This is a genomic window from Streptomyces sp. NBC_01429 (assembly GCF_036231945.1).
GTDB lineage: Bacteria > Actinomycetota > Actinomycetes > Streptomycetales > Streptomycetaceae > Streptomyces.
Genome location: NZ_CP109599.1, coordinates 4,740,627 through 4,757,429, shown reverse-complemented (window position 1 = coordinate 4,757,429; position 16,803 = coordinate 4,740,627). Strand labels below are relative to the sequence as shown.

Sequence of the window (16,803 nt, the reverse complement as noted above, 5' to 3'; positions counted from 1 at the left end):
TGATGTCCCCCATCCGACCGGTCAAGGGAAGGCGACCCTTACCGACGTAGGGTGGCATGCAGGACCGCCGGGCGGCCGGCCGGTCCCGAGCCGCCGCCTCGAAGGAGGTCCAGTTCAGTGACCAGCCAGGTCAGTAGCCCGGCCGAGCAGGCCGATGAGGACAACGACGCGAGCGAGAACGACAACGCCGTCGGTGGACAGCGCGCCCCGGCACGAGGGGGCACGGGCGGGAAGGAAGTCCGCCGTCTCGACCGGGTGATCATCCGCTTCGCGGGTGACTCGGGTGACGGGATGCAACTGACGGGTGACCGGTTCACGTCGGAGACGGCGTCGTTCGGAAATGACCTGTCGACCCTGCCGAACTTCCCCGCCGAGATCCGGGCACCCGCCGGGACCCTGCCGGGCGTCTCCTCGTTCCAGCTGCACTTCGCCGACCACGACATCCTCACCCCGGGTGACGCGCCGAACGTGCTGGTCGCGATGAACCCGGCCGCGCTGAAGGCCAATATCGGCGATGTGCCGCGCGGCGCGGACATCATCGTGAACACCGACGAGTTCACCAAGCGCCCGATGGCCAAGGTCGGTTATCTGACCTCACCCCTCGAAGACGGCTCGCTCGACGCGTACCAGATCCACCCGGTGCCGTTGACGACGCTGACGATCGAGGCGCTCAAGGAGTTCGGGCTCTCCCGCAAGGAGGCCGAGCGCAGCAAGAACATGTTCGCGCTCGGGCTGCTGTCATGGATGTACCACCGGCCGACGGAGAGCACGGAGCGCTTCCTGCGCGCCAAGTTCGCCAAGAAGCCGCAGATCGCCGAGGCGAACGTGGCCGCGTTCCGCGCGGGCTGGAACTTCGGCGAGACGACCGAGGACTTCGCGGTCAGCTACGAGGTGGCCCCGGCCAGCGCCGCGTTCCCGACCGGCACGTACCGCAACATCTCCGGGAACCTGGCGCTCTCGTACGGTCTGATCGCCGCCGGCCACCAGGCGGACCTGCCGCTGTACCTCGGCTCGTACCCGATCACCCCGGCCTCGGACATCCTGCACGAGCTGTCCAAACACAAGAACTTCGGCGTACGGACCTTCCAGGCCGAGGACGAGATCGCCGCCATCGGCGCGGCGCTGGGCGCGGCCTTCGGCGGTTCGCTCGCCGTCACCACCACCTCGGGCCCCGGGGTGGCGCTCAAGTCGGAGACGATCGGGCTCGCGGTCTCGCTGGAGCTGCCGCTGCTCGTCGTCGCCATCCAGCGCGGCGGCCCCTCCACCGGGCTGCCGACCAAGACGGAGCAGGCGGACCTGCTCCAGGCGATGTACGGGCGCAACGGCGAGGCCCCCGTCCCGGTGGTCGCGCCCCGGACCCCGGCGGACTGCTTCGACGCGGCCCTGGACGCCGCCCGGATCGCGCTGACCTACCGCACGCCGGTCTTCCTGCTCTCCGACGGTTACCTCGCCAACGGCTCCGAGCCCTGGCGGATCCCGGAGACCGGGGAACTGCCCGACCTGCGGGTCCAGTTCGCCACCGGCCCCAACCACGAACTGGCCGACGGCACCGAGGTGTTCTGGCCGTACAAGCGCGACCCGGGGACCCTGGCCCGCCCGTGGGCCGTGCCCGGGACGCCCGGTCTCGAACACCGGATCGGCGGCATCGAGAAGCAGGACGGCACGGGCAACATCTCGTACGATCCGGCCAACCACGACTTCATGGTGCGCACCCGGCAGGCCAAGATCGACGGGATCCAGGTGCCCGATCTGGACGTGGACGACCCGGACGGCGCCCGCACCCTGGTGCTGGGCTGGGGCTCCACGTACGGGCCGATCACCGCCGCCGTACGCCGGCTCCGCAAGGAGCCCGTACCGATCGCACAGGCGCATCTGCGCCATCTCAACCCCTTCCCGCGCAATCTCGGGGAGGTGCTGAGCCGCTACGACAAGGTCGTGGTGCCGGAGATGAACCTCGGTCAGCTCGCCACGATGCTCAGAGCGAAGTACCTGGTGGACGCCCACTCGTACAACCAGGTCAACGGCATGCCGTTCAAGGCCGAACAGCTCGCCACGGCCCTCAAGGAGGCCATCGATGCCTGACACGACGACCTCGCCGATCTCCAACGAACTGCTGACGCTGGTCCCCAGGACCGAGGTCAAGCAGTCCATGAAGGACTTCAAGTCGGACCAGGAGGTCCGCTGGTGCCCCGGCTGCGGTGACTACGCCGTGCTCGCCGCCGTCCAGGGCTTCATGCCGCAACTCGGCCTCGCCAAAGAGAACATCGTGTTCGTCTCGGGCATCGGCTGCTCCTCCCGCTTCCCGTACTACATGAACACGTACGGGATGCACTCCATCCACGGCCGTGCTCCCGCCATCGCCACCGGGCTCGCCACCTCGCGCCGCGATCTGTCCGTCTGGGTCGTCACCGGCGACGGCGACGCGCTCTCCATCGGCGGCAACCATCTGATCCACGCGCTGCGCCGGAACGTCAATCTGAAGATCCTGCTGTTCAACAACCGGATCTACGGGCTGACCAAGGGCCAGTACTCCCCCACCTCCGAGGTCGGGAAGATCACCAAGTCGACGCCGATGGGCTCGCTCGACGCGCCCTTCAATCCGGTGTCGCTGGCGATCGGCGCTGAGGCGTCGTTCGTGGCCCGTACGGTCGACTCGGACCGCAAGCACCTCACCGAGGTGCTGCGGCAGGCCGCCGAGCACCCGGGCACGGCGCTGGTGGAGATCTACCAGAACTGCAACATCTTCAACGACGGCGCCTTCGAGGTCCTCAAGGACAAGGACCGGGCGGCGGAGGCCGTGATCCGGCTGGAGCACGGGCAGCCGATCCGCTTCGGCGCCGACGGCGCGAAGGGCGTCGTACGGAACCGGGCCACCGGCGACCTGGAGGTCGTCGCCGTCACCCCGGAGAACGAGGCGGACATCGTGGTCCACGACGCGCACGCGGCGAGCCCCACCACCGCGTTCGCGCTGTCGCGGCTCGCCGACGCCGACACCCTGCACCACACGCCCATCGGGGTGCTGCGCAGCGTCGAGCGGCCCGTCTACGACACGCTGATGTCGGACCAGCTGGACGCGGCGGTCGAGCGCCACGGCAAGGGCGACCTGGCCTCCGTGCTGGCGGGCGGCGACACCTGGACCGTCGTCGGCTGAGGCGCCGCGAGCTTTCCCGAGGCCCGGATCTCCTGTCCCGTCAGGAGACCCGGGCCTTGTCGTCGGCGCGGGCACCATCGGGGCGGGCACCATCGGGGCGGGCACCATCGGCGCGGGCACCATCGGCGCGGGCGCGCGTCTCGTCGTACGTCCGCCGCGCCTCGAAGACCTCGTCGAGCCGCCGCTCGGTCCAGCGCGCCAGCCCCCACACCTGCTCGGCGGCCTCCCGGCCCAGGCCGGTGAGGGAGTAGTCGACGCGCGGCGGGATGACGGGCTTGGCGTCGCGGTGGACGAAGCCGTCGCGCTCCAGCGTCTGGAGGGTCTGGGCGAGCATCTTCTCGCTGACACCGCCGACCTCGCGCCGCAGCTCGCTGAAGCGGTACGAGCGCTCCAGCAGGGCGGCGAGCACCAGCACGCCCCAGCGGCTCGTGACGTGCTCCAGGACCAGCCGGGAGGGACACATGACCCGGTTGACGTCCGGGCTGTTGCTTACGCTCATCCCAGTACCTTACTTCAAGGTGGGTACTTTCATTTGGTTAGTGTGCGCCGTAGGGTGAGGGCCAGAGCGTTACGAAATCGAGCAAATCAGCATGAACTGGAGAATTCCCTCATGAGCATCGTCGTCACCGGAGCCACCGGACACCTCGGCCGTCTCGTCGTGGAAGCCCTGCTGGCCGCCGATGTCCCGGCCGACACCATCGCCGCCGTCGTACGGAACAAGGAGAAGGCCGCCGACCTCGTGGCGCTCGGTGTGGAGCTGCGGGTCGCCGACTACAGCAGCCCCGAGACGCTGAAGGACGCCTTCCGGTCCGGTGACCGCGTCCTGCTGGTCTCCGGCAGCGAGGTCGGGCAGCGCGTGGCACAGCACACCGCCGTCATCGGGGCGGCGCGGGCGGCGGGCGTGGCGCAGCTCGCGTACACGGGCGTCCTGGGCGGCCCCGAGGCCGACTTCGACCTGGCCGCCGAACACAAGGAGACCGAGCGGCTGATCCTCGAATCGGGCCTGCCGTACACGTTCCTGCGCAACGGCTGGTACACCGAGAACTACACGGAGAACCTCGCGCCGGTGCTGGAGCACGGCGCCGTCGTGGCCAGCGCGGGCGAGGGCCGGGTCGCCGCGGCGACGCGCGCGGACTACGCGGCGGCGGCCGCCGCCGTACTGACCGGCGAGGGCCACCTCGGCAAGGTGTACGAACTGAGCGGCGACACGGCGTGGTCCTTCGAGGAGTACGCGGCGGAGCTGTCCCGCCAGACCGGCCGGACGATCGTCTACAACAACGTGCCGGCCGCGACGCACCTCTCCATCCTCACCGGGGCGGGCCTGCCGGAGCCGTTCGCCGCGATCCTGGTGAACGTGGACGCCGCGATCGAGCGCGGGCTGCTCGCCGGTACGACCGGCGACCTGGCGCGGCTGACCGGCCGCCCGACCACCCCGCTCGCGGACTCGGTCGCGGAAGCACTCAAGGGCTGACACCGGCACCGCCCCCTCCCCGGCAGGGGGAACCTCGGCGTCATGACCGTATGACGATACGAACATGACATCCCGACCCGCGCGGCGCTACCTTTCGACGAGGTTTCGCACGTCCCGACGGGGGACGGCGCGCGCGTGGGACGGGGAGGGTCAGTGAAGGCGGAAGGCGAACAGCGGACGGGACTGCTGTACGGGATCGGTGCCTACGGAATGTGGGGGCTGGTCCCGCTCTTCTGGCCGCTCCTCCAGCCGGCCGGCGCGATGGAGATCCTCGCCCACCGGATGGTCTGGTCCCTGGGCGTCGTCGTGATCACGCTCCTGGTGCTGCGCCGCTGGAGCTGGATACGCGAGCTGCTGCGGCAGCCGCGCAGGCTGGCGCTGATCGCGGCGGCCGCCTCCACGATCACCGTCAACTGGGGCGTCTACATCTGGGCGGTCAACTCCGGCCGGGTCCTGGAGGCGTCCCTCGGGTACTTCATCAACCCGCTGGTGACCATCGCCATGGGCGTCCTGCTGCTCAAGGAGCGGCTGCGGGCGGCCCAGTGGACGGCGGTCGGCATCGCCGTCGCCGCCGTGCTGGTCCTCGCCGTCGGATACGGGCGACCGCCGTGGATCTCGCTGATCCTCGCCTTCTCGTTCGCGACGTACGGACTGGTCAAGAAGAAGATCAACCTTGGCGGCCTGGAGTCGCTGGCGGCCGAGACGGCAGTGCTGTTCCTGCCCGCGCTCGGCTATCTGGTGTGGCTGAGCGCGACCGGCGCGGCCACGATCGGCTCGCAGGGCCCCGGCCATGTGGCGCTGCTCGCCGGCACGGGCCTGATCACCGCGGTGCCGCTGATCTGCTTCGGCGCCGCGGCCATCCGCGTACCGCTGTCGACGCTCGGGCTGCTCCAGTATCTGGCCCCGGTCTTCCAGTTCGTGCTGGGCGTCACGTACTTCCACGAGGAGATGCCGGCCGAGCGCTGGGCCGGCTTCTCGCTGGTCTGGCTGGCGCTGACGATCCTGACCTGGGACGCGCTGCGCACGGCGCGCCACAACCGGGGCAAGGCGCTGCGACTGGCGGCGGAGGCGGCCCGGCGGACGGCCGCGGAGCAGGGACAGGAACAGGGACAGGGACAGGGACAGGGACAGGGACAGGAACAGAGACAGGGCGGCAGCAGGCCGGAGCGGAGCCAGGGCAACGGGCCGGAGCGGGAGGGCTCCCCCGCCCCTGCCCCCGCCCCCGCGGCCGCGCCGTCGCCGGACGCCCGCGCCTGAGGCCGTACGCGGCTACGCTCCCGGCGCCGGGGTCCCGCGTCCGCGCGCGCGGTGGGCGCGGGCCTTGTGGCGGTTTCCGCACCGCTCCATCGCGCACCAGCGGCGGTGCCCCGGGCGCGAGGTGTCGACGAAGAGCAGGGAGCAGTCGGGGGAGCCGCATTCGCGGATCCGGTGGGCGTACGGTCCGGTGAACAGCTCGACGGCGTCGCGGGCGACGGCCGACAGCAGCCCGGTCCCGGTGGCACCGGGCGCCCAGGCCCGGCGGCCGTCCCGGGTCATACGGGGGACGAGCGGGGGCCCGGCCGCCGCCGTGTTCAGCGTCGCGAGGTCGGCCTCGTCCGGGGTCAGGTCGTGGACGCGGGCCAGGGTCAGCCGCAGCAGCGCGTCCCGCACCGCGCGGGCGGCCCCCAACTCCGCCTCGCTCACGGACAGTTCGAGGCCGGGCGTCAGCCGGCTCCGCTGCGCCCACGCCACCAGCGCGTCCGGTTCGTCGAGCGCCTCGTGGCGCCCATAGGAGCCGGGGCCACCGGTCGTCAGCAGCTCCAGACAGAGCGCGCCCGCGTCGAAGCGGTACGGGCGGCCCTCGGGGGTGTGGAGCACGAGACCGGGCGCGGCCGGATCGCTCGCCCATTCCCTTGCGGACGCCTTCATGTAACCAGTATGAGTGGTTGCCATGACTGTGACACCCGTGCACTGGAAACTCGTCGTCAACGCGAACGATCCGCATGCCCAGGCCGACTTCTGGGCGGCCGCGCTGGGCTATCTCGCCGAGGACAACAGCGCGCTCATCGCCCGCCTGCTCGGGCTCGGCGCGCTCGCCGAGGCGGACACCGTCGCGTTCCACGACCGCCGCGCCTTTCGCGATCTGGTCGCCGTCCGCCATCCGGACGACCCGTACGAGGAGGCGACCGGCACCGGGCTCGGGCGGCGGATCCTGTTCCAGCGCATGTCCGAGCCGAAGACCGGCGGGAACCGGCTCCACCTCGACCTGCACCCCGGTCCGGGGCGGCGGGACGGGGAGGTCGAGCGGCTGGCGGGGCTGGGGGCGACGGTGCTGCGGCGGGTGAGCGAGCCCGGCGGGGAGTTCGTGGTGATGGCGGATCCCGAGGGCGACGAATTCTGCGTCGCGTAGGCGGGTGAGCGGTCCGGTCGGCGATCCGGTCGGCAGTCCGGTCAGCGGACGCCGCTGACCGGATCACCCTCTTGACGGGGGGTCAAGCTGTCGTTGACCATTCAGCACGCCGCACTCGCACATCCGTGCCACCAGTGCCACCAGTGCCACCAGTGCCACCAGCACGATGGGTACCACCTGTACGCCTCACGCCGTCGTCGTCGTGGGGCGTCCTACGTTCCACCCCCCACTCCCGTACGGAAGCCGGAGCCCCCCATGAAGTTCTCCGTTCCCGCCGTCGTCGGTCTCGCGCTCGCGGGGCTGATCGCCACCACCGCGCCGAGCGCGTCCGCCGCCCCCGCCCTCGCGGCGCCCGACATACCCGTCGCCAACGTGAAGGCGCATCTGACCCAGCTGTCGTCCATAGCCGCGGCCAACGGCGGCAACCGCGCCCACGGCAGGGCCGGTTACCTGGCGTCCGTCAACTACGTGAAGGGCAAGCTGGACGCGGCGGGGTTCACCACCACCGTGCAGCAGTTCACCTCCAGCGGGTCCACCGGGTACAACCTGATCGCGGACTGGCCGGGCGGCGACACGAACAGCGTTGTCATGTCCGGGTCGCATCTTGACTCGGTGACCGCGGGCGCCGGCATCAACGACAACGGCTCGGGCTCCGCCGCCGTACTGGAGACCGCGCTCGCCGTCTCGCGGGCGCAGCTCAAGCCCACCAAGCACCTCCGGTTCGCCTGGTGGGGCGCGGAGGAGCTGGGCATGGTCGGCTCCCGTTACTACGTCAACAACCTCCCGACCGCCGACCGGGCGAAGATCAGCGGCTATCTCAACTTCGACATGGTCGGCTCGCCGAACCCGGGCTACTTCGTCTACGACGACGACCCGACGATCGAGCAGACCTTCAAGAACTACTACGCGGGCCTCGGCATCCCGACGGAGATCGAGACCGAGGGCGACGGCCGCTCGGACCACGCCCCGTTCAAGAACGTGGGCATCCCGGTGGGCGGGCTCTTCAGCGGCGCCGACTACATCAAGACCGCCGCGCAGGCGCAGAAGTGGGGCGGCACCTCCGGGGTGGCCTTCGACGCCTGCTACCACCGCTCGTGCGACACCACGGCGAACATCAACGACACCGCGCTCGACCGCAACAGCGACGCCATCGCGTACGCCGTCTGGTCGCTGTCGGGCGCCAGCTGAGCCCTCGGCGCCCGCCTGTGGCACCCGCCCTCGGCAACCCGCCTGTGGCGTCCGTCGGACGGACGCCACAGGCGCTGCCGCCTCAGGCCGTGATGTCCCGCGTCGTGAACCGCGCCCAGGCCGCCGAGCCGAACACCGCCGCGTACAGCGCCTGGATCTCCAGGTTCTTGACGATGTCGTCCCAGTAGAACGGCGCGCGCAGCAGATCCGCGAACGACAGCCAGTAGTGCGAGAAGAGATACGGCTGTATGCCGTGCAGCTGCGGGATCGTGTCCAGGATCTGCACCGTGATCAGCAGCCCGACCGTGGCCGCCATGGCCGCGATACCGCTGTTGGTCAGCGTGGAGACGAACAGGCCGAGCGCGGCGAGGCCGGTCAGCGAGGCGGCGACGACCAGCGCGATCAGCAGCGCGCGTATCAGCCCGTCCCCGAACGAGATCCGGGTGCCCGAGATCGTGGTGACCTCGCCGAGCGGGAACAGCAGCGCGCCGACGACGAGCGCGGAGACCGCCACGACCACCGTCGCGACCAGGCAGAAGGCCATCGTGGCGGCGTACTTGACGAGCAGCAGCCGGGTCCGGCCCGCCGGGGCCACCAGCAGATAGCGCAGGGTGCCGCCGTGGGCCTCCCCGGCGATCGCGTCGCCCGCGACCACGCCCACGGCCATCGGGAGGAAGACGGGCAGCGTCGCGGCGAGCGCGGCGAAGACCAGGAACAGCCCGTTGTTGGTGATCTGGGTGAGGAAGGCGGGCCCGTGCGCCGCGCCCCCGTCGCTCACCCCGCCGCCCCCGCCCGTCTCGACCTTCACGGCGATACCGATGAGGACGGGGACGGCGGCGAGCACCCCCAGCAGGGCCAGGGTCCGCATGCGCCGGAAGGTCATGCCCAGCTCGGAGCGGAGCAGCCCGAGCGTCCACCACAGCCGCGGCGGGCGGCTGTCCACGGCACCGGCCGCCCCGGCCGCACCGGCCGTCTCAGCCGTCCCGGATGCCGCGGGCTCCCCGGCCGCCCCTGCCTGCCCGGTCGTCTCAGCCCGCGACATCGAAGCCCTCCCCCGTCAGCGCGACGAACGCGTCCTCCAGCGAGGCGCGCTCCGGGCCGAAGGCCCTCACCCGCACCCCTGCCAGCACCAGCGCGGCGTTCAGCTCCGCGAGATCCGCGTCCGCCGGGGGCTCGCAGGTCAGCCGGTCCTCCGTGACCACCACATCGGTGACGCCGCGCTCCTTCAGCACCCGCGCGGCCTCCCCCGGGTCGGGGGTGGTGACGCCGAGCCTGCCCCGGACCCCGGCCGCCAGGGCGGCGACCGTCCCCTGGGTGACCAGCCGGCCCCGGGTCATCACCGCGACATGCGTGCAGACCTGCTCGATCTCGTCCAGGAGGTGCGAGGAGAGGAAGACCGTCGTGCCGTCCGCCGCCAGCTCCCGCACCAGTGATCTGATCTCCCGCATGCCCTGCGGGTCCAGCCCGTTGGTCGGCTCGTCGAGCACCAGCAGCCGGCGCGGCCTGAGCAGCGCGGAGGCCAGCCCGAGCCGCTGCTTCATGCCGAGGGAGTACGCCCGCGCCTTCTTGCCGGCCGCGGCGGTCAGCCCGACCCGGTCCAGGGCCGCGGAGACCCGGGCGCCACGGGTGCGGGGATCGGCGCTCGGGTCGGCCGAGTCGTACCGTACGAGGTTGTCGCGGCCGGTGAGATACCCGTACAGCGCGGGCCCCTCGATCAGGGCTCCCACCTGGGGCAGCACGGCGCGGGCCGCGCGCGGCACCGGGCGGCCGAGCAGGGCGGCGGAGCCCGCGGTCGGCTCGATGAGGCCCATCAGCATCCGGATGGTGGTGGTCTTGCCCGAGCCGTTGGGCCCGAGGAAGCCGAAGACGCTCCCGGCGGGCACGGTCAGATCGAGGCGGTCCACGGCGAGCTGCCCGCCCCGGTAGCGCTTCGTGAGACCGCGTGTCTCGATGACCGCCCCGGGGCCGTCCGACGCGGTGTCCGCTTCAGTGTCCGACGCGGTGTCCGCCCCCGTGCGGTCCGATTCAGTGCCCCATGAAGTGCCGTCCGGTGCAGTGCCCGCCGCGATGCCCGATTCGATGGAATCCGTCATCTCCCCCGCACCTCCTTCTTCGCCTTCCGCGGCGCCACGCGCCCCGGCCACCCCGAGAACGGACCGGCCCCGGTCAGCGTTCCGCCCCGCCGCGCGACGTGCGCGGCGGGGCGGTCGGCCGTGGCGTCAGTTCGCCTGGTTCGCGGCCTTGACCAGCGCGTCCTTGGTGACCGCGCCGACGTAGACCTTTCCGTCGTCCGTCATCAGGGCGTTGACGAGGCGGGTCTGGACGACCGTGCCCGAGCCGAACTTCCCGGTGACCTTGGAGCCCAGAGCGTCCATCAGGCCCTGTGCCTCGCCGGTCAGGTCCTCCGCCTTCGGCGCGCCGGAGCGGGCGGCCTCGGCGCCCTTGCCCGCCGGCGCGTCCGCGCCGTCCGGGGCCGTCAGCTCGTAGACCGTGCTCCAGCCCTTGCCGATCGTCTTCACCTCGCCGGAGTCACCGACTCCGCTCAGCTCGCCCAGCAGCCCGCCGGCGTGACCCTCGTTCTTCGCGCTCTTGTCGTGCGCCGCCTCGTCCTCGTCCGCCCGCGTCACCTTCGTGCCCTTGGGCGGGGTGAAGTCGAAGGTGGAGGCGTCCGGCTTGGCGAAGTCGACCTTGGTGAAGCCGACATCGACGATGGCCTTGCCGCCGCCGCTGGAGGCGAGCGTGAACTTGAGCGGGGTGCCGGTCTTCGCGTCGACCGCGATCGTGACCGAGCCGACCGTCGAACCGGTCTGCTTGGGCTTGATGAGCAGCCGGTACGCGTCGTGCCCGGCGACCCGTGCCGTCCCGTCGACCGTCACGGAGGTCGTGTCGTCCGCCGCCTTCAGCACCTGCGCGGCGAGCTCCGAGGGCGTCACGTCCAGCTCCTCGGCCCCCTTGGAGCCCTTGGCGCCCGAACCCTTGCCCTGCTCGTCGCTCTGCGGGGCCTGCGCGTGGTACGCCTGGTTGGAGCCGCTGTCATACGCCCACACCTCGTCGCCGTTGCGGATGAGGCTGTACTCGGCGGCGTCCTCCACGATGGAGACCCGCTGCTTGTCGGGGCCGTCGGCCGCGACCCGCAGGGTGTGGGAGCCGGAGGCCAGCTCCAGCAGCTTGGACGCCGGGTCGGCGGTGGATCCGTCACCGCCGGAGCCGGAGCCCGCGTCGCCGAGCGCGCCGGCCATGCTGTCGAGACCGCTCAGCGCCGGCAGCCCCAGATCCGTGGTGATCTTCACGGAACCCGAGAGCTGCTGGGTGTCCGACGCGGCGATCTTCTCGATGAGCTGCCGCGCGCTGATGTCCGCCAGCTCGGGACCGCTGCCGCCGGCGGCGAGTGCCGGTACGAGCCCGATGGTCGCCGCGGCCACCCCCGCCACCGCGACGGGGAGCGCGTAACGCGTCGCCTTGCGGCGGAACGCGCCCGGCTCCCTGTCGTCCTCGGTGATTCGCGCGTTGTCGTTCGGTGCCATGTGTGCCCTACCTCCGTGGTCGGCGGCCTTCCGTCCGTTGCACTCGTCCACCCCGTGCCGCCATTCTCACCCGAATTGGTCAGGAGTGGTGTTGTCCATATGACCAAATCGGCGCCTCCGAAGCGTCAGCCCCCGGGAGCAACTTCCCGTACCCCTCTGGGATGACGTGGCGAGGAGATGCCCGCGGGTCGCCCCTAGGGGACACCCTGAACAGGGCGGAACGCAGGGCCGACCGGGGGACTCCCGGAGCCCGCTCGGCCGAAGGACCGGTCGAGGGGCAGGTCGAGGGGCCGGTCGAGGGCCCCCTCGGAGGCCCGGTCGAAGCCATCCGCTCGAAGACCACCCCGCAGGCGCTCAGCCCGCGCGGTGGACCACCGCGTCGCACAGCTCCACCAGCGCGGACTTCGCGTACCCCTCGGGCAGCGGCGTCAGGGTCGCCCGTGCCGCCTCCGCGTACCGCACGGTGTCGCGTCGCGCCTGCTCCAGCGCCGGATGGGCGCGCAGCCGGTCCAGGGCCTCGGCGAGCCGGGCGTCGTCCGCGAGGTCTCCGTCCAGCAGCGCGACGAGTTCCAGGTCCTCGGGGCGGCCGTGCGCCTCCGCCTGGGCGCGCAGCAGCAGCACCGGCAGCGTCGGGATGCCCTCGCGCAGATCGGTGCCGGGGGTCTTGCCGGACTCGTGCGAGTCGCTGGCGATGTCGAGGACGTCGTCGGCGAGCTGGAAGGCGACGCCGAGCCGCTCCCCGTACTGGGTGAGGATGTCCACGACCGACTCGTCCGCGCCCGACGCCATCGCGCCGAACCGGCCCGAGACGGCCATCAGCGAACCGGTCTTGCCGCTGAGCACGTCCAGGTAGTGCTCGACGGGGTCGCGGCCGTCGCGCGGGCCCGCCGTCTCCAGGATCTGCCCCGTCACCAGCCGCTCGAACGCCTCCGCCTGGACCCGGACGGCGTCGGGGCCGAGGTCGGCGAGGATGTGCGAGGCGCGGGCGAAGAGGAAGTCGCCGGTGAGGACGGCGACCGAGTTGCCCCAGCGGGAGTTGGCGCTGCCGACGCCCCTGCGGACGTCCGCCTCGTCCATCACGTCGTCGTGGTAGAGCGTCGCGAGGTGCGTCAGCTCGACGACCACGGCCGCCGGGACGACACCGGGCGCGTACGGATCCCCGAATTGTGACGCGAGCATGACCAGCAAGGGGCGGAACCGCTTGCCCCCCGCCCGCAGCAGATGCTGGGCGGCCTCCGTAATGAACGGCACATCGCTCTTGGTGGCATCGAGCAGCCCCGCCTCGACGGCCGCCAATCCGGTCTGGACATCGGCCTCAAGAGCCTGGTCCCGCACGCTCAGCCCGAACGGCCCGACGACGGTCACGAGAGGTACTCCTGTCTGCTGACGATCACACGGATTGTCGATGTGTCGCTGTCATCACTCAAGTCAGCGTATCCGGTCCCCTTTCGATCATCATGGGCGGCTTCCCGGCACCGCCGGTATGTTCGAGATCGGCCATACGATCAGGAGTAGCTGTTTTGTCCGGAACCACAATCGATCCCCCAGCCGGCGAGGACACCCCGCCCCCTCGCGACGACCGCGCCTTCCTCGGCCACCCCCGCGGGCTGCTCACCCTCTCGGGCCTGGAGGTCTGGGAGCGCTTCTCGTTCCTCGGGATGCAGGCGATCCTCGTCCTGTTCTTCGTGGCCACCGTCAAGGACGGCGGCCTCGGGATGGAGCCCGGCACCGCCGCCTCCATCTCCGCCGCGTACGGAACGCTCGTCTATCTGCTCTCGGTGGCCGGCGGCTGGCTCGCCGACCGCATCCTCGGCTCGTACCGCGCGGTGCTCTGGGGCGGTGTCCTCATCGCGCTCGGGCACTACGCCATGGCCGTCCCCGCCGACGCCATGACCTGGGCGGGCCTCGGGCTGATCAGCGCCGGTACGGGCCTGCTCAAGCCGAACGTCTCCGCCATGGTCGGCAAGCTCTACCGTACGGAGGACGAGCGCAGGGACGCCGGTTTCGCCCTCTACTACATGGCCATCAACATCGGCGCCTTCCTGGGCCCGCTGGTCACCGGCTGGCTCGGCGACCACGCGAGCTGGCACTGGGCGTTCTCCGCCGCCGCCGCGGGAATGACGCTCGGGCTGATCCAGTACGTGGCGGGCCGCCGTCACCTGGCCGGGCGCAAACACGCCGCCGAGTTCGCCCTCGCGCCGGAGCCGATGCGCCGGGCCGTACGGCTGATGACCGCGGGCGCGGCCGTGGTCGCCGTGGTGGCGGTGGCGCTCTCGCTGGCCGGGTGGCTCACGATCGCCCGCTTCGCCGACGTGCTCACCGTGATCGCGGTGATCGCGCCGGTCGTCTACTTCGCGGTGATGTTCAGAAGCCCCCGGGTGACCGCGGAGGAGCGCGGCAGGCTGCGCCCGTACGTGGTGCTGTTCCTGGCGTCCGTCTTCTTCAACTTCATCCTCTTCCAGGCGTACTCGACGATGATCCTGCTGGCCTCCACCAACGCCGACACCTCGATCCTGGGCTTCACCTTCCCGGCCGGCTGGTACGCGTCCGCCCTCGGCGCCTTCGAGGTGGCGCTCGCGCCCGTCGTCGCGGCGGTCTGGGTGCGGATGGGCCGGAACCAGCCGCACGCCTCGAACAAGATCGCGATCGGGGTGATCCTCGGCGGGCTGTCGTTCCTGCTCATGGTCCTGCCCACCTCCGGACACGGCGGGACCGACTACCGGATGGCCGCCTGGTGGATCGTCGGCTCGTACCTGCTGCTGGGGCTCGGCGACATCCTGGTGGAGACCTCCGGCCTCTCCGCCTCCACCAAGCTCGCCCCGAGGGCCTTCGCCAGCCAGACCCTGGCGCTGTGGTTCCTCTCGCTGGCGCTCGCCAACGGCATCCAGGCCCAGACCGTGAAGCTGTACGGCCATGTCTCGCAGCCCGCGTACTTCGGCGTCAACGGCGCCATCGCCGTGGTGGCCGGCCTGGCCGTGATCGCCGCCGCGCCCTGGATGCGCCGCACCATGCACCCCGTCCACTGACACTCCCCGTTCCACCGCCCCCGACCCGCCCCCGAGGTGACCGGCATGTCCCCCGCCATCCGCACCGACTTCCCGTACGGGACGACCCACGAGGACGTCCGCGTCCCGCTCTCCGACGGCACCCGCCTCTACGCCAGGATCTGGCGCCCGGTCACCGACGAGCCCGTCCCCGTCCTGCTCGAATACCTGCCCTACCGGCTGAGCGACTGGACGGCGCCGCGCGACTGGCAGCGCCACCCCTGGTACGCGGGCCACGGCTACGCCTCCGTACGGGTCGACGTACGCGGGCACGGCAACAGCGAGGGGCTGCCGGGCGACGAGTACGACGCGACCGAGCTGGCCGACGGCGTCGAAGTGATCAACTGGCTCGCCGCGCAGCCCTGGTCCAGCGGCAAGGTGGGCATGTTCGGCATCTCCTGGGGCGGCTTCAACTCGCTCCAGCTCGCCGCCCTCGCGCCCGAACCGCTGAAGGCGATCGTCACCGTCTGCTCCACCGACGACCGTTACGACAACGACGTCCACTACATGGGCGGCTCGGTCCTCGCCGTCGACATGCACGCCTGGGCGGCCACCATGCTGGCCTTCGTCTCCCGGCCGCCGGACCCGCTGTACGCCGGGGACGGCTGGCGCGCGATGTGGCTGGAGCGCCTCGAAGCCGTCGATCCGTTCCTCCACACCTGGCTGGACCACCAGACCAGGGACGCCTACTGGCGACACGGCAGCGTCTGCGAGGACTACGGCGCGATCAAGGCGGCCGTCCTGGCCGTCGGCGGCTGGCACGACCCGTACCGCGACACCGTGCTGCGGCTGGTAGAGCGGCTGGAACCGGGCCGGGTACGCGGGCTGATCGGGCCGTGGTCGCACCAGTACCCGGACCGGGGGCTGCCGCCGGGGCCCTCGATCGGCTTCCTCCAGGAGACGCTGCGCTGGTGGGACCACCACCTCAAGGGCGCGGAGACGGGGATCATGGAGGAGCCGCTGCTGCGCTCCTGGATCAGCGCCTCGCACCCGCCCGCGACCGTCTACCCGGAGCTGCCGGGCCGCTGGGTCGGCGACACCGCGTGGCCCTCGCCGCATGTCACGGTCGTGCCGTACGCCTTCCGTGGCGAGCCGGTCGTCGTCGACTCGCCGCAGCACACGGGGCTGGACGCGGGCCGCTTCTTCCCGTTCGGCAATGACGCGGACCTGCCGCCGGACCAGCGGGACGAGGACGCCAAGTCGGCGTGTTTCGACTTCCAGGTCGAGGGCGAGCGGATCGAGATCCTCGGCCGCCCCCGGATCAGGCTGCGGCTGCGGCTGGACGTCCCGGCGGGGCAGGCCGTCGCCCGGCTGTGCGACGTCGCGCCGGACGGCTCGTCCACCCTGGTCACGCGCGGCGTGCTGAACCTCTCGGCGCGGAACGGCCGGGACCGGGCCGAGCCGTGGCCGCCGGGCGCGACCGAGGACGTCACCTTCGAGCTGAACGGCATCGGGCACACCTTCCCGCCCGGCCACCGCGTCCGGCTCGCCGTCTCGTCCGCGTACTGGCCGTGGATCTGGCCGCGCGCGGAGTCGGCGGGCTTCACCCTCGACCCGGCGGGCAGCGCGCTCGAACTGCCCGTACGGGCACCGGTGGCGGAGCCGCGCCCCCTCACGTTCGAGCCCGCGGAGCAGTCCGAGCCGCTGGGCGTGGTCTTCCCGGCGACGCTGGACGAGGAGCGGCCCGAGCGGCTGGTGGTCCGCGATGTCGCCAAGGGCACCTGGCGGCTGGAGGTCGACCCGCGCTACGGCGGCTCCCGCGTCTACCCGGACGGTCTCGAATTCACCGAGGACGCGCTGGAGACGTACACGATCCAGGAGAACGACCCGCTGTCGGCGCACACCCGGTCGGACTGGACGATCCGGCTGCACCGGCCCGAACTGGGCTGGGACACCCGGGTGCGGACCCGCTCCGAGATCAGCTGCGACGCGGAGTCCTTCCTCACCACCAACGAGGTGATCTGCCACGACGGCGACGAGGTGGTCTTCCACCGGACCTGGGAGAAGCGGATTCCGCGCACGGCGGGCTGAGGGCC

Annotated in this window: 13 protein-coding genes and 1 pseudogene; 8 read left to right on the top strand and 6 right to left on the bottom strand. The window is 71.6% G+C overall.

Annotated elements, in window-relative coordinates; translation table 11 throughout:
* The first annotated feature begins 117 nt into the window (after positions 1–117).
* Both OG627_RS20815 and OG627_RS20810 read left to right on the top strand, forming a co-directional pair.
* On the top strand, positions 118–2,082 hold the full coding sequence (locus tag OG627_RS20815) for a 2-oxoacid:acceptor oxidoreductase subunit alpha (protein ID WP_329067288.1): 1,965 nt from the start codon (positions 118–120) through the stop codon (positions 2,080–2,082).
* Positions 2,075–3,151, top strand: coding sequence for a 2-oxoacid:ferredoxin oxidoreductase subunit beta (locus tag OG627_RS20810; RefSeq protein ID WP_329067286.1), 1,077 nt, complete (start codon positions 2,075–2,077; stop codon positions 3,149–3,151). The genes OG627_RS20815 and OG627_RS20810 overlap by 8 nt, the downstream gene beginning before the upstream one ends.
* Positions 3,152–3,278: 127 nt before the next feature.
* Here the strand turns inward: OG627_RS20810 and OG627_RS20805 are convergent.
* Positions 3,279–3,650, bottom strand: a pseudogene (locus OG627_RS20805) (winged helix-turn-helix transcriptional regulator); the annotation flags it as partial.
* Positions 3,651–3,761: 111 nt separating this feature from the next.
* Between OG627_RS20805 and OG627_RS20800 the strand changes: the two are divergent.
* Both OG627_RS20800 and rarD read left to right on the top strand, forming a co-directional pair.
* Positions 3,762–4,622, top strand: a complete 861-nt coding sequence (locus OG627_RS20800) for an SDR family oxidoreductase (protein WP_329067283.1) — start codon at positions 3,762–3,764, stop codon at positions 4,620–4,622.
* Positions 4,623–4,775: 153 nt separating this feature from the next.
* Positions 4,776–5,879, top strand: a complete 1,104-nt coding sequence (rarD, locus tag OG627_RS20795) for an EamA family transporter RarD (RefSeq protein WP_329067281.1) — start codon at positions 4,776–4,778, stop codon at positions 5,877–5,879.
* 12 nt (positions 5,880–5,891) lie between these two features.
* On the opposite strand, the gene OG627_RS20790 is transcribed toward rarD, so the two are convergent.
* Positions 5,892–6,530, bottom strand: coding sequence for a CGNR zinc finger domain-containing protein (locus OG627_RS20790; protein WP_329067279.1), 639 nt, complete (start codon positions 6,528–6,530; stop codon positions 5,892–5,894).
* A gap of 22 nt (positions 6,531–6,552) precedes the next feature.
* Here OG627_RS20790 and OG627_RS20785 point away from each other — a divergent pair, with 22 nt between their 5' ends.
* Positions 6,553–7,011: a VOC family protein gene (locus tag OG627_RS20785; RefSeq protein WP_329067277.1), complete on the top strand. Its 459-nt coding sequence runs from the start codon at positions 6,553–6,555 to the stop codon at positions 7,009–7,011.
* Between the two features lie 255 nt (positions 7,012–7,266).
* Positions 7,267–8,199 carry a M28 family metallopeptidase gene (locus tag OG627_RS20780; RefSeq protein ID WP_329067276.1) on the top strand — a complete coding sequence of 311 codons (933 nt, stop codon included), beginning with the start codon at positions 7,267–7,269 and terminating at the stop codon, positions 8,197–8,199.
* Positions 8,200–8,281: 82 nt separating this feature from the next.
* Here OG627_RS20780 and OG627_RS20775 read toward each other — a convergent pair whose 3' ends face one another.
* From OG627_RS20775 to OG627_RS20760, 4 genes are all read right to left on the bottom strand, one after another.
* Positions 8,282–9,241 (bottom strand): ABC transporter permease, encoded by a 960-nt coding sequence (locus OG627_RS20775; RefSeq protein ID WP_329067274.1) that lies wholly within the window; start codon positions 9,239–9,241, stop codon positions 8,282–8,284.
* Positions 9,228–10,292 carry an ABC transporter ATP-binding protein gene (locus tag OG627_RS20770; protein WP_329067272.1) on the bottom strand — a complete coding sequence of 355 codons (1,065 nt, stop codon included), beginning with the start codon at positions 10,290–10,292 and terminating at the stop codon, positions 9,228–9,230. The genes OG627_RS20775 and OG627_RS20770 overlap by 14 nt, the downstream gene beginning before the upstream one ends.
* 126 nt (positions 10,293–10,418) lie before the next feature.
* Positions 10,419–11,723 carry a LolA family protein gene (locus tag OG627_RS20765; RefSeq protein ID WP_329067270.1) on the bottom strand — a complete coding sequence of 435 codons (1,305 nt, stop codon included), beginning with the start codon at positions 11,721–11,723 and terminating at the stop codon, positions 10,419–10,421.
* Between the two features lie 354 nt (positions 11,724–12,077).
* Entirely contained in the window at positions 12,078–13,088 is a 1,011-nt protein-coding gene (locus tag OG627_RS20760) for a polyprenyl synthetase family protein (RefSeq protein WP_329067268.1), read from the bottom strand.
* A 155-nt stretch (positions 13,089–13,243) separates the two neighbouring features.
* On the opposite strand from OG627_RS20760, the gene OG627_RS20755 reads away from it, so the two are divergent.
* Entirely contained in the window at positions 13,244–14,749 is a 1,506-nt protein-coding gene (locus OG627_RS20755; RefSeq protein ID WP_329067266.1) for a peptide MFS transporter, read from the top strand.
* 45 nt (positions 14,750–14,794) lie between these two features.
* On the top strand, positions 14,795–16,798 hold the full coding sequence (locus tag OG627_RS20750) for a CocE/NonD family hydrolase (RefSeq protein ID WP_329067264.1): 2,004 nt from the start codon (positions 14,795–14,797) through the stop codon (positions 16,796–16,798).
* The last annotated feature ends 5 nt before the right edge of the window (positions 16,799–16,803 follow it).

What these genes read in the sequence shown, in the direction of transcription:
- OG627_RS20785 (WP_329067277.1), top strand. Translation starts at nt 6,553, where the DNA reads ATGACTGTGACACCCGTGCACTGGAAACTCGTCGTCAACGCGAACGAT.
- OG627_RS20790 (WP_329067279.1), bottom strand. Translation starts at nt 6,530, where the DNA reads ATGAAGGCGTCCGCAAGGGAATGGGCGAGCGATCCGGCCGCGCCCGGT.
- OG627_RS20810 (WP_329067286.1), top strand. Translation starts at nt 2,075, where the DNA reads ATGCCTGACACGACGACCTCGCCGATCTCCAACGAACTGCTGACGCTG.
- OG627_RS20800 (WP_329067283.1), top strand. Translation starts at nt 3,762, where the DNA reads ATGAGCATCGTCGTCACCGGAGCCACCGGACACCTCGGCCGTCTCGTC.
- OG627_RS20780 (WP_329067276.1), top strand. Translation starts at nt 7,267, where the DNA reads ATGAAGTTCTCCGTTCCCGCCGTCGTCGGTCTCGCGCTCGCGGGGCTG.
- OG627_RS20775 (WP_329067274.1), bottom strand. Translation starts at nt 9,241, where the DNA reads ATGTCGCGGGCTGAGACGACCGGGCAGGCAGGGGCGGCCGGGGAGCCC.
- OG627_RS20770 (WP_329067272.1), bottom strand. Translation starts at nt 10,292, where the DNA reads ATGACGGATTCCATCGAATCGGGCATCGCGGCGGGCACTGCACCGGAC.
- OG627_RS20765 (WP_329067270.1), bottom strand. Translation starts at nt 11,723, where the DNA reads ATGGCACCGAACGACAACGCGCGAATCACCGAGGACGACAGGGAGCCG.
- OG627_RS20750 (WP_329067264.1), top strand. Translation starts at nt 14,795, where the DNA reads ATGTCCCCCGCCATCCGCACCGACTTCCCGTACGGGACGACCCACGAG.